Here is a 13654-nt window from a genome sequence, read left to right as displayed (position 1 = left end):
ATTTATGAGTGTGTCATGCCAGTCGTATATGTAACGTATGCGAAATAACTTTTTAACAGAGAATCCCCCGCAATCATTCGGTATATTCATAAAAAAACAATACCTTTACGCCTCTAAAATAAAAATGAAAAACAAGTGATTATAGCAACAGACGGAAGGATAAACAAACATATAAATCTTTAACAAATATATTTCTATGAAACGAGACAGTGTAATTTTTGAAATTATCGAACGTGAACATCAACGCCAGTTGAAAGGTATCGAGTTGATTGCTTCGGAAAACTTCGTGAGTGAACAGGTGATGCAGGCCATGGGCAGTTACCTTACCAACAAGTATGCCGAAGGATATCCCGGGAAACGTTATTACGGGGGCTGCGAAGTGGTAGACGAAAGCGAGAATCTGGCCATCGAACGGCTGAAAAAGCTCTTCGGGGCCGAATGGGCTAACGTGCAGCCACATTCTGGAGCACAGGCAAACGCGGCCGTCTTTCTGGCAGTCCTGAATCCGGGCGATACGTTCTTAGGCTTAAACCTCTCGCACGGAGGGCATCTTTCGCACGGTTCGCCGGTAAACAGCTCAGGTATCTTGTATCGCGCCGTCGAATATAATGTAAAAGAAGATACGGGACGCGTGGATTACGAACAGATGGAAGAAGTGGCATTGCGCGAGAAACCGAAATTAATTGTCGGAGGAGCTTCCGCTTATTCTCGGGACTGGGATTATGCCAGAATGCGTGCGATTGCCGACAAAGTCGGCGCATTGCTGATGATCGATATGGCACACCCGGCCGGCCTGATTGCTGCCGGTTTACTGAACAACCCGCTGCCACACGCCCATATCGTCACTTCAACGACGCATAAGACCCTGCGCGGCCCGCGCGGTGGTGTGATTTTGCTGGGCAAGGATTTTGAAAATCCATGGGGCAAGAAAACACCGAAAGGCGAAATCAAAACCATGTCTCAGCTGCTCGATTCGGCGGTATTCCCCGGTATTCAGGGTGGTCCGCTCGAACATGTGATTGCCGCCAAAGCCATGTCATTCGGCGAAGCGCTTGAACCCGAATACAAGACTTATCAAACACAGGTAAAGAAAAATGCAGCCGTGATGGCACAAGCCTTTATCGACAAGGGCTACAAAATCATTTCGGGCGGAACGGACAACCACAGCATGCTTATCGACCTGCGTACCAAATTCCCCGAGTTGACAGGTAAGGTAGCTGAAAAAGCGTTAGTTGCCGCCGATATTACGGTGAACAAGAATATGGTACCGTTCGACAGCCGTTCGCCGTTCCAAACGTCGGGCATCCGTATCGGTACGCCGGCCATCACCACACGCGGAGTAAAAGAGCCGCTGATGGGTGAGATTGTCGAGATGATCGACACCGTACTTTCCAATCCCGAATCGGAAACAACGATCGCTTCCGTGCGCAGCAAAGTGAATCAGACGATGAAAGACTATCCGTTGTATGCATGGTAATCCTCCGGAACACAAATTCAATTATTATATTATTATATGAAGAAATTATTTTTATCCGCAGTGATCGGCGCATGCTGCCTGACGGCGTGCGACAATAAGCAACCGGTCACGAATCAGCAAAGTTACAATCAGGGAATCAACATCATTCCTCAACCGCAAAGTCTGGAGCAGGGCGAAGGTTCTTTTCAGCTGAAAAAGAACACCGTTTTTTATGCACAGGACGCCGGTGCCCGGACGGTCGCCGAGTTTATCGCCGGCAAGCTCAACCTCTCAACCGGTTTTACGCTGCAAGTGACCGACCAGGAAACGGCATCGAATGCGATCGTGTTACTGATCGACGAATCGGTAGAGCATGAAGAAGGTTATACACTGGAGGTAACGAAAGACAAGGTCACGGCCAAGGCGCGCACCCCACAAGGGTTGTTCTACGCCATGCAGAGCTTCCTGCAACTGCTGCCCGCCGAGGTGGAAAGCAGCACAACCGTCGATGGTATGGCATGGGTGGCTCCGTGCGTAAACATTCAGGACGCCCCCCGATTCGGCTACCGCGGAGTCATGCTCGATCCGTGCCGTCACTTTATCCCGGTCGAGAATGTGAAGAAGCATATCGATGTTTTAGCCCTCTTCAAAATCAACCGCTTGCACTGGCATCTGACCGAAGATCAGGGCTGGCGTATCGAGATCAAGAAGTATCCGAAACTGGCGGAGATCGGGTCGAAGCGTATCGACGGAGAAGGTACGGAGTACGGCGGTTTCTACACTCAGGAAGAGATCAAAGAAATCGTAGCCTATGCTGCCGAGCGTTTTATCACCGTCGTTCCCGAACTGGAAATTCCGGGACATGAACTCGCAGCCATCGCAGCCTATCCGGAACTTTCGTGCAAGGGCGATTCCATCACGCCGCGTATCATTTGGGGCGTCGAAGACATTGTCATGTGCCCCGGAAAAGAAGAGACTTTCCGGTTTCTTGAAGACGTAATCGCCGAAATGATCCCGCTGTTCCCCGGCACCTATTTCCACATCGGCGGAGACGAGTGTCCCAAGAGCAGCTGGAAGCAATGTCCGCTTTGCCAAAAGCGTATCCGCGAAGAAGGTCTGAAGAACGAAGAAGAGCTGCAGAGCTACGTAATCCGTCGTATCGAGAAAGTGCTGAACGGACACGGCAAGCGTCTGATTGGCTGGGACGAAATTCTGGAAGGCGGTCTGGCACCATCGGCCACGGTGATGTCGTGGCGTGGCGAGGCCGGCGGCATTGCCGCGGCTAATATGGATCACGACGTGATCATGACGCCCGGATCGGGAGGGATGTACATCGACCACTATCAGGGCGATCCGAAAATCGAGCCGGTAGCCATCGGCGGCAACGCGAAGTTAGAGAAGACGTACAGTTACAACCCGACACCCGACACCCTGATCAAGCTCGGCAAAGACCACTTCGTCAAAGGCGTTCAATGTAACTTGTGGTCGGAATACCTGTACACGACCGACATCTTGGAATATCGCGCTTATCCGCGTGTGCTGGCGCTAAGCGAGATTGCATGGACACAGCCCGAAAAGAAAAACTATAACGACTTCTTGCGCCGGTTGAACAACGCCTGCGTGCGTCTCGACGAACATAAGGTTAACTATTACATTCCTCAGCCCGAACAGCCGAACGGATCATGCAATTTCGTAGCGTTCACCGATAAGGCATCGCTCGAGTTTACGACGAACCGCCCTGTCAAGGTTGTTTACACGACAGACGGCAACGATCCCACACCCGAATCGGCCATATACGAATCGCCGCTGGAATTTACGGAATCAGCCACGTTGAAAATCCGTTCCGTACTGCCTTCGGGAAAGATGAGCCCCGTGCGCACCATCACCGTAGAGAAGCAGGCACTGGCACCGGCCAAAGAAGCAGCTGCGGCCAAGCCGGGTTTGAAGATGCAGGTAACGGACGGCATGTTCCTCGAACCGTCGAAGTTGGCGGATGTTACCGACTGGAAAGCATCGACGATCAAGAGCCTTGCTGAAATTACGAAGGTCGTTAAAAGCAGCGAATCGATGCGCGGAGTGAAGCAATATGCCGCCATGGCCGAAGGCTATGTAGACATTCCCGAAGACGGCGTCTACTACTTCTCGTCCGACCTCGAAGAGGTATGGGTCGACGGTCGGAGGCTGATCAGCAACACCGGCGAAACGAAACGCTTCTCGCGTCGCGACTGTTCGGTAGCGCTGGCCAAAGGACTGCACGAGTTCAAGGTCGTTTTCCTCGGACACATCATCGGCGGATGGCCTTCAAACTGGGGCAACGGTAGCGTAAAAATCCGCAAAGCCGATGCCGAAAAATTTGAAGCGATCGCTGAGAATCAGCTGTTCCACGAGTAAATAAACAGTGAGTTACTTTGCCGGAATCGCATTGCACGTTTCGGCAGAGCAACCGCATCAAGTTCCCTGAAAAGAGAGCCGACTCATTTTGAGTCGGCTCTCTTTTTATCAGTATGGACTTTCAGAGTTTCAAGGTTCGGCCAACAAATCCGGAATTACTCCGCTCCTCTTCGCCTGTATTGCGAAGGAGAGATGCCGAACATTTTCTTAAAAGCGTGATAAAAGCCGGAATAGTGATCGAATCCGCAACGTTCGGCCACCTCGTCGATGCTCCATTCGGGCTTGGAGTCGAGCAATTGCTTTGCCCGTTTCATCCTTATTTGCATGACAAAAGCCATGGGTGTCTCTCCCGTCAATCCGGTTATTTTGCGATGAAACTGGCGCGGACTCAGACAAAGTTTGTCGGCCAGCGCATTCACGTCCAACTGCTGCTTGTCCATCAGCAGATAGACGGCATCGACCGTTTTGGAGAGGAAACGGTTGTCGGCATCGGTGTGCTGCACTTCGGCCTCCTTGCCTTCGGCCAGCGCCTTCGAGAACTTTTCGCGCAAGAAGCGACGCTGTTCAAGCAATTTCCGGATGCGCACACGCAGTTCGTCACCATTGAACGGTTTTCCGAGATAAGCATCCGCCCCGGCCTCTAACCCTTTCACACGGTCGGCATCCGTCACTTTGGCCGTAATCACAATGATAGGCACGTGACTGATCAGTTCATCGGCACGTACACTCCGGCACACTTCAAGTCCGTCCATCTCGGGCATCATCAGGTCGGTGATCATCAGGTCAGGCACAATTTCGCGCGCTTTTTCCAGCCCGTGCCTACCGTCGGATGCAAAGAAAATATCGTATTCGTCGGAGATTTGACTGCCGATGTAGCGTGCTACATCGTTATTATCTTCAATAATGAGCAGACGTGTACGATTCTCTTCGCCGGTCACACGATCTTCTATACCGCTTTCCTCCGTCGTTAGGGCAAAAATCGGTTTAGGTTCCCTTGTCTCCAATGGTTTCCATTTACCATCGCCATGCCGTTTCGGCAACCGCACGGTAAAGGCGCTGCCCTTGTCCGGTTCACTTTTCACGCTCACTTCTCCGTCGACCGACCGAACAATCTGCCACACCAATGCCAGTCCCACGCCGGTACCGATATTACCTCCTTCGTATTCCCCCTGATAGAACGGATCGAACACATGGGCGAGGTTCTCCTTGGGGATCCCCTTTCCGGTGTCAGCCACAGTGATGGTTACGTCATCGCCATCAGAGGTGACATTCACACGCACCCTCCCGTTGGCCGGAGTAAATTTGAACGCATTCGAAAGCAAGTTATTGAGTATCTTGTTCACATAATCAGGCACAAAGTCGGCCTCCACCGGTCTGTCGGTTACGTATTGAAGATCGATCTCTTTCTCGCGAGCATATTCGCGGTATCCGTCGATGATCATCCCGATGAATGCCGTCATGTCGCCATGCCGCCAGTCCGGTTCGCCAAGTGCCGATCTCACTTTCGAGATGTCGAGCAGCTGGTTAATGAGCGTCAGCAATTGATTGCCCTGCCGTTCGACGGCGCTTCCCTCAAGACGTGTCTTTTCCGGCAAGCTCTCGTCTTCACTGATGTTTCGGCTCAAGCCGAGGATCACCGTGAGCGGTGTACGCAATTCGTGGGTGATGTTCGTAAAGAAGCCGGTGCGCAATTTTTCCACCTGCCGCATCATTCGCGAGCGCAGCCGTTGGAGGTATACAAGATATATCAGGAACAGCACGATAGCGAGCAGCACGACGGCTACAATCACCCCCACGAAGATGGAGACCCGCAGGCTTTCCCTGTGTTTCTCACTCTCCTTACTGATCTCTTCCGTTTTGTAAAGAGCGTAGTACTGTTCGATCATCCGCTCCGATTCGTGCCGGTACATCGAGTCGTTCAGTTCGGTATAACGTTCCAATTGCGGCAGTGCGCCGGGATCGTTCATGTCGCGCATCACCTTATAAGCCGCGTATCGAGCGTTTTTCTCCACATAACGGGCATGTACCTGCACGGCGTCGGAAATGGCTTGCCGGTATGCTTCGAGGGCCTGCTTGCGGTTACCGAGCGCTTCGTGCACTCCGCCGAGCTGTAACGATGCAATAGCCAGCGACGGACGGTTACCGCTTTCCGTGAGTACGGGGATGGCTTCGTCAAGCAGCTGGTGTGCGCGGTCATATTCCTTCAACTGATAGTAAGCGCTTGCCATCTGACATTGGCGGACGGCAGCCTTGTGCGGACGGTTGCCTCCCATGTCGAGGCGGTATGCTTCTTCCGAAAATTCCAACGACTTACGAGGATCGTCGAGCTTCAGATACACTTCCGAAGCGATGCCTAACCGGATGGCGAGCACGCGGTCGCGGTTCAGTTCACGTTCTATGCCGATCGCTTTAAGGATCATATCCTTGGCCAGCTTCGGCTGTTTCATGGCAAGATAGAGAGCAGCCATATTGTTGAGCGAGGTGCTAATGCGTTCCTTGTCGCCCGACACCTCATCAAGGGCGTAGCTCTCTTTGACAGCTTCCAGCGCCCGGTGAAATTCGCCCTTGCGTTGAAGGCATACGCTCAGCGATGACAGCAAGTCCGACAAAGCCTCCTCCCCTACGTATTTTTCGGAGTAAAAACTCCGTGCCCATTCGAAGCTGCGGATGCTCTCATCAAAACGGTTGAACAGAATAAAATATTCGCCCATATAGTAATGAGCATAAAATTCCAACCTTTCAAGGTTTTCACCGGGAGCAAAAACGATCAGCGAATCGATCGAACCGTCTTGATACAACGTCTCGAGCAACCGGTTGGCAGCCATGATTTTTTTCTCCGTATCTCTTGTTTTCAGGAAGGCATCGTAAGTCTTTTCGATTTCCGAGGTGTTTATTCGCAATGATACGGCTAAGGAGTCGCCTGTGTAAGCCTGTAGCATAAGGGAATCTGTCGCTGCATGTCCTTCCCGATCCGATCGTTCGTAAATCTTATCGCACGAAAGAAACATAAAAAGAAACACCGATAAAGCGGTGAATAAAAAAGTGACGTTACTGTTGAACGGCATATCGACAATATCTATAAAATTTAGGATAATGTTGTTTGTCCGCATCAAAAGTCGTAAATCCTCTCCTAAAAAACAAATTTTATCGAAGAATAATTTTTTCTTCCAAATACCATTATGAGGTGCTATATCCCCCGTTGTTTCTACATAAAAAACTATTATACTGCCGTTTGAGAACCATCGCTGTCCGATTTAAGCAAGTCGGGAGCGATAAAAAATGTCCGATTTGAGCAGGTTTTTGTCCGATTTGAGCAAGTCCGATCGCCCGAACAGAGGCTAAATTTGCAACAGAAAAAAAAGATTCCGGCATAATGGAAAGGAAAAAAGAAAAACATGAAAAGAAGATCGACAAGGCGCTGCATCTTGCAGAAGAACGCTTGGAGTTACTTGATACCATCAAGGAGATGGTGGAGACAGAAGTAGACAAGCAAATGAAGAAAGTATGCCGAAGAGTGAAGAGTGAAGAGTGAAGAGTGAAAAGTGAAAAAAGCAGCAAAATAATCAAGGTAGTTAAAGCAGTAAAAAACGAACAATGAATAGTGAAAGACGAATAGTGGAAAAAGAGATTCATCGCTTCGCGCTGAATGACAAATTAATGGTTAATTGTCAATGGTTAATTGTTATGCCGGGTTATCCGAACGCAAATTTCGCAAATGACGCGAATGGACGCAAATAACCCCCTTTGTCATTCCGAACGTAGTGAGGAATCCCGTGGGGAAGAGGAAAGAGATTCTTCGCTTACGCTCTGAATGACAAATTAATGGTTAATTGTTATGCGTGGTACACGCCGAATCATGTATTTAGAAAATAACCATTGACAATTAACCATTGACCATTCATTTCGGTGTTCGTCCATGGGCCTCGGGTGGTGAGCCGACGGAGCAGCGAGCAGGGCGAAAGAAAATCAGGCTGTCCGAGCGAAGCGAGTTACCTGATTTTCCGACCTGCGAGCGTCGCGAAGGCGTGTGAAGCGCACGAAGCCTTGACCTTTTGGTTACTTTTGGGTCAAGCCAAAAGTAACGGAAAGAGCGCTCTGAATGACAAATGTCCCGAACGCCGAGGAACATCCCCCCCTCCCCCCCCTTCAAAGGGGGGAATGCGGAAGCGAAGCGTTGGGGAAAAAGGGCGCCCCCCTCGGCGGAGGGCTGAAAGCCTGAATGAATATGGATTTGGATATTGAACAATAATTATACGAATAAAACATTTACTAACCAATTTAAAACATTAATAATCATGAAACAAGTAAAACATTTTTCAATTTGGATCATCGCCCTATTCCTTGGGCTGATGGGAAGCACTGTCAGCGCATGGGCGCAACAGTATGATTTCACACAGGGCGGCCTATATTACAAGATTCATGGATCAGATGTCCACATCGTATCCCAGAATGCCACTTCCCCCTATAACACCCAGGGAGGGAACAATTTCACTATCGAGAAGACGGTAACTCACGGCGGAAACACGTACAACGTGACCAAAATCGGAGCGCATGCTTTTGAAGGTCGAAACATACTGTCTATTAATATACTTGCAGACATCACCGAAATCGGTGAAAGTGCTTTTATCGGCAATTACCTTTTATGGTCATGCTACCTTAGAGGAAACGGGCTGACAAGCATCGGAAAAAAGGCTTTCTACAGTTGCCAATCTCTGAGGAGCCTCGACATCCCTGAGAGTGTAACGAGCATTGGAGAGAAAGCATTCGGGAAGTGCTTTGCTTTAAAGCCGCGGGTGCATTGGATGAATTCCGGTTCCATCCCGCCGATCCAAGAAAACGTATTTGAAGATATAGGCATCAGCCCTGAATACAGTGTTTTATATGTTCCGGAAAACACGATGTTAGAGTATCTCAATAGAAATGTATGGAGTAAATTTCTTATTGTGGAAGACGTGCTGTTATCGTTCAGACCCAACGTAGTGGTCGTAGAAGCTGCCGGCGGAACAATAGAGAGCGGCATCACCTCTGGATTTCACTATAAATTATCCACTACAGATTCATGGATAACAAACCCTTATTTTGGATCTCCGGAAAATGGTAGCCAGATTTTCTCCGCCAAAGTGGCTCCCAATACAGGCCCCTTACGTTCCGGAAAGGTTACGGCTACAATGCCCTCTGGAGACGTCTATACCCTGACTATTGTACAGAAGGGCACCGGGGGCGGCGCCTCCTCGCTCTCGGCCACACCGCTGATCACCGCCACCCACGCCGCTGCGACGGGCAAGACGGTCACTGTCACAGCCTCGGGCTCTTGGACAACGGCCACCACCGAATCATGGATCACTGGCCTGCCCACCTCCCCGACCACGGGCAACGGTACGTTCACCTTCAACGTGGCCGCCAATCCGGGTAGCGCTCACCGCATCGGAGAGATCACCGTCACCGACGGCACGCTGACGCAAAAGGTCATTGTCGTGCAGGCCGGCACCGGCGGCAGCGCCTCCTCGCTTTGGGCCACGCCGCTGATCACCGCCACCCACGCCTCCGCGACGGGCAAGACGGTCACTGTCACAGCCACGGGCTCTTGGACACCCACCACCACTGACACATGGATCACCGGCCTGCCTACCTCCCCGACCACGGGCAACGGCACGTTCACTTTCGACGTAGCCGCCAACCCTGGGAGCGCTCACCGCACGGGGGAGATCACCGTCACCGACGGCACACTGACGCAAAAGGTCATCGTCGTGCAGGACGGCGCAGGAGGCCCTTCGCTCTCCGCCACGCCGCCGCTGATTCATGTCAGCAACGCAGCCCATACGGGCAAGACCGTTACCGTCACGGCCACAAGCTCATGGACAACTGCCACCACCGAGTCATGGATCACCGGCCTGCCTACCTCCGCGACCACAGGCAACGGTACGTTCACCTTCAACGTGAAAGCCAATCCGGGCGACTACCGTATCGGGGAGATCACCCTCACCGACGGCACGCTGACGCAAAAGGTCTTCGTCGTGCAGGACGGCACGGTCAGCACACCACCGCCCACGGTGATCGAAAAAATCGTGGAGAAGATCGTAGAAAAAGAAGTACCCCCGAAGGAAGTGCCGGTGAGCAGTGTGAAGTTAAACAAACCCTCGCTCATGCTGGAGAATGTCAAAACGGCTCAGCTGAAAGCCACGGTCACTCCCGCCAACGCCACGAATCCGTTCCTCTACTGGCAGTCGAGCGATCCGTTCATTGCCTCCGTCGACGGCAGCGGCTTAGTGACGATCCATAAGAAAGGCAAAGCGACGATCACGGTCAAGGCCACCGACGGCAGCGGCAAGTCAGCCTCGTGCGAGATAGAAGTCCTCTCGGCCGTAGCCAACGAAACGATCGACGGCCTGCGCATCTTCGCCGCCGACGGCACCTTGCGCCTCACCTTGCCCTCGCCCGCAACGGCACATATATATAATGTAAACGGCGCGATGGTGAAAACGCTCGCCCTGCCCTCAGGCGATCATGTGCAGCCGTTAGCCCCGGGTGTGTATGTAGTGCGTGTTGGAGAACACGTAACCAAGGTGATGGTGAAGTAACATTAATGGTTAATTGTCAATTGTTAATGGTTATGCCGGGTACACGGAATCCGAACGCCGCCCTTTGTCATTCCGAACGTAGTGAGGAATCTCACGGGGAAGAGGGAAGAGATTCTTCGCTTACGCTCTGAATGACAAATTAATGGTTAATTGTTATGCGTGGTTATCCGAACGCAAATTTCGCAAATGACGCGAATCAACGCAAATAACCGCGTTTGTCATTCCGAACGCCACCCTTTGTCATTCCGAACGTAGTGAGGAATCCCGTGGGGAAAGGAAAAAGATTCTTCGCTTACGCTCTGAATGACAAATTAATGGTTAATTGTTATGCGTGGTACACGCCGAATCATGTATTTAGAAAATAACCATTGACCATTCATTTCGGCGTTCGTCCATGGGCCTCGGGCGGTGAGCCGACGGAGCAGCGAGCAGGGCGATAGAAAATCAGGCTGTCCGAGCGAAGCGAGTTACCTGATTTTCCGCCCTGCGAGCGTCGCGAAGGCGTGTGAAGCGCACGAAGCCTTGACTTTTTGGTTACTTTTGGGTCAAGCCAAAAGTAACGGAAAGAGCGCTCTGAATGACAAAAGACCGAACGCAGAGGCGTTCGGATGTGTCCATTCGTGAAATTCGCGTTCGTACAAACAGCAAAATTGAGTAATTTACTCATCAAAATTGAGTAATTTACTCATTGCGTAACTTGGAGAGGCTGTTGTATCTTTGTACCGTTAAGAACAATAAACAAGAACGGTCATAAAACAAAGAGGCAGACAAACGCAGCCGATAACACCTCGAACAAGCGTGTTCGAGAAGACATTAACAGTTAAATGACATAGAATATGCGCCGGGCGTATACATGCTTATGGGGATGCCCCATACGTGCTTATGGGGGCGGCGCATACGTACCTGTCAAATTATGTCAGGCTTTCAGCCCTCCCAACGGGGTCGGGGAATCGATACCCCATCCTTACGGGATGGGGCTGAAATATACCGGGCTTTCAGCCCTTGGGCCTCGGGCGAGCTAACCCCTTCGGGGCGTTGAGGTGTTGAGGTGTTCGATTGTTGATCTGTTTAGTTGTTGATCTGTTTGCTGACCGTTGTAAGAGCCCTGAAAGGGCGTATTAATTCAGCCCAATGCGCAGCGAAGCGAAGCGTTGGAAAAAAAACAGGGCAACCCCCTCAGCGGAGGGCTGAAAGCCTGAATGAATAATGATTTGGATGCTGCCCTTTGTCATTCCGAACGCAGTGAGGAATCTCACGGGGGAAAGGGAAGAGATTCTTCGCTTACGCTCTGAATGACAAAAGACGATGTCCCGAACGCAGAGGAACATCCCCCCCCTTCAAAGGGGGAAAAGCGGAAGCGAAGGGGGGATGTTATCCCTTTGGAAGGGGGAATGCAAGGGACTGAAAGCTGACCGCTCTGTAACAGCCCTGAAAGGGCGCGTTAATTCAGTCCAATGTGCAGCGAAGCGAAGCGTTGGGAAACAGGGCGACCCCCTCGGCGGAGGGCTGAAAGCCTGAATGAATAATGATTTGGATGCTGCCCTTTGTCATTCCGAACGCAGTGAGGAATCCCGTGGGAAAGAGGAAAGAGATTCTTCGCTTACGCTCTGAATGACAAATTAATGGTTAATTGACAATTAATTTCGTCCATGGGCCTCGGGCGGTGAGCCGATGGAGCAGCGAGCAGGGCGAAAGAAAATCAGGCTGTCTGAAGCGAAGCGAGTTACCTGATTTTCCGACCTGCAAGTGTCGCGAAGGCGTGTGAAGCGCACGAAGCCTTGACCTTTGGGTTACTTTTGGGTCAAGCCAAAAGTAACAGAAAGAGCGCTCTGAATGACAAATGACCGACCGCAGAGGAACATCCCCCCCTTCAAAGGGGGAAGAGCGAAAGCGAAGGGGGATGTTATCCCCCTCAAAGGGGGAAATGCTGACGGCTGACGGCTGAATGACAAAAGAAGTGAAGAGTGAAAAATGATTTGAACAACAGAAAAGGAACAATTAATATAAACAATTTAAACATGTAACATTATGGCTTATACAGAAACAACAAACACAAGTTACGGACAACGGTTGTCCGGTTCAATGAAAGGAATCGTAAGCGGTTTGCTGATGTTCATCATCGGTACGTGCCTGCTTTGGTGGAATGAAGGTCGCGCCGTGAAAACCTCGAAAGCGATCAAGGAAGCGGAATCGGTGGCGGTACATGTCGACGACGTCTCGACGGTCGATGCGTCGCTCAATGGCAAGCTGATCCATGCCTCGGCCTTTGCCGATACGAAAGACACGCTTGCGGACGATATTTTCGGTGTGCGGACATTGGCAATCAAGTTGAATCGCAAGGTTGAATATTATCAATGGATCGAAAACTCGAAGAGCGAGACGCGCGACAAAATCGGCGGCGGACAGGAAACGGTCACTACCTATACATACGAATCGAAATGGGTAGACAAGCCTGTTAAGTCGTCGGAATTTAAAGACCCTGAATATAAGAACCTGAACTTTGTACTGACTACCATAGAAGAAAAAGATCAGTTGGCAGACAACGTGACCTTCGGAGCCTACACGCTGCCGGAGTTCATCAAACGATCGATCAGCGGAAACGTGCCGGCGGATGTACAGATGACCAACGAGCAGGTGCGCGAATGGAACAAGGCGTTGCACACGTCCGTATCGGTGAGAGACAGCGTGTCGCTGGTACATTCGGATAAAAATACGGTCTATTTCGGGCAATCGCCCAACAGTCCGCGCGTAGGCGACGTCCGCATCACCTTCTACAAAGTAATGCCGGCTGATATTTCACTTATTGCCAAAGTAAACGGTGAGACGTTTGAAGACTATAAAACCCAAAACGGAGAATCATTCTCACGGGTCGAAATGGGTACGGTAAGCGCCGATAATATGTTTCAGAATGCACAAGACGAGAATAATATGCTGACGTGGATTCTGCGTATCGTAGGATTATTGCTTGTCGTTTTCGGAGTAAAATCGATGTTCAGCCTTTTGCCGACGCTCTTTAAAGTGCTGCCCTTCCTCGGTAACATCGTCGATGCAGGCGTAGGACTTGTATGTTGGATTTTCGGCTTGGCATGGTCACTGATCGTCATCGCTATTGCATGGCTCGTTTATCGACCCGTCATCGGCATCCTGTTATTGGTGGCGGCCGTAGCGGGAATTATCTTCCTCAAAAGCAGAAGTAAAAAGACCGTACCTCAATCATAAGTTTAATTAT

General features: G+C 50.8%; 7 protein-coding genes. 6 read left to right on the top strand and 1 reads right to left on the bottom strand.

What is annotated here, in order from left to right; translation table 11 throughout:
- Positions 1-196 precede the first annotated feature (196 nt).
- Together glyA and BFO_RS08365 are read left to right on the top strand one after the other, a co-directional pair.
- Entirely contained in the window at positions 197-1477 is a 1281-nt protein-coding gene (glyA, locus tag BFO_RS08370) for a serine hydroxymethyltransferase (RefSeq protein WP_014225257.1), read from the top strand.
- 36 nt (positions 1478-1513) lie between these two features.
- Positions 1514-3847, top strand: coding sequence for a family 20 glycosylhydrolase (locus BFO_RS08365; RefSeq protein ID WP_014225256.1), 2334 nt, complete (start codon positions 1514-1516; stop codon positions 3845-3847).
- A gap of 155 nt (positions 3848-4002) precedes the next feature.
- On the opposite strand, the gene BFO_RS08360 is transcribed toward BFO_RS08365, so the two are convergent.
- The gene (locus tag BFO_RS08360) at positions 4003-6912 is read right to left on the bottom strand and encodes a hybrid sensor histidine kinase/response regulator transcription factor (protein WP_167536507.1); all 2910 of its coding nucleotides are present in this window, start codon (positions 6910-6912) and stop codon (positions 4003-4005) included.
- Positions 6913-7220: 308 nt separating this feature from the next.
- Here BFO_RS08360 and BFO_RS15630 point away from each other — a divergent pair, with 308 nt between their 5' ends.
- From BFO_RS15630 to BFO_RS08345, 4 genes are all read left to right on the top strand, one after another.
- Positions 7221-7379, top strand: coding sequence for a hypothetical protein (locus BFO_RS15630; RefSeq protein ID WP_014225254.1), 159 nt, complete (start codon positions 7221-7223; stop codon positions 7377-7379).
- Positions 7380-7737: 358 nt separating this feature from the next.
- On the top strand, positions 7738-7878 hold the full coding sequence (locus tag BFO_RS15625; RefSeq protein ID WP_014225252.1) for a hypothetical protein: 141 nt from the start codon (positions 7738-7740) through the stop codon (positions 7876-7878).
- Positions 7879-8196: 318 nt separating this feature from the next.
- Complete coding sequence (locus BFO_RS08355) at positions 8197-10425, top strand: BACON domain-containing protein (protein ID WP_041590808.1); 2229 nt, start codon at positions 8197-8199, stop codon at positions 10423-10425.
- 2028 nt (positions 10426-12453) lie between these two features.
- On the top strand, positions 12454-13644 hold the full coding sequence (locus BFO_RS08345; RefSeq protein WP_014225248.1) for a TMEM43 family protein: 1191 nt from the start codon (positions 12454-12456) through the stop codon (positions 13642-13644).
- The last annotated feature ends 10 nt before the right edge of the window (positions 13645-13654 follow it).

This window comes from Tannerella forsythia 92A2 (assembly GCF_000238215.1).
Taxonomy (GTDB): Bacteria; Bacteroidota; Bacteroidia; order Bacteroidales; family Tannerellaceae; genus Tannerella; species Tannerella forsythia.
Note: the sequence above shows the minus strand (reverse complement) of the source record. Positions and strands in the feature narration are given on the sequence as shown.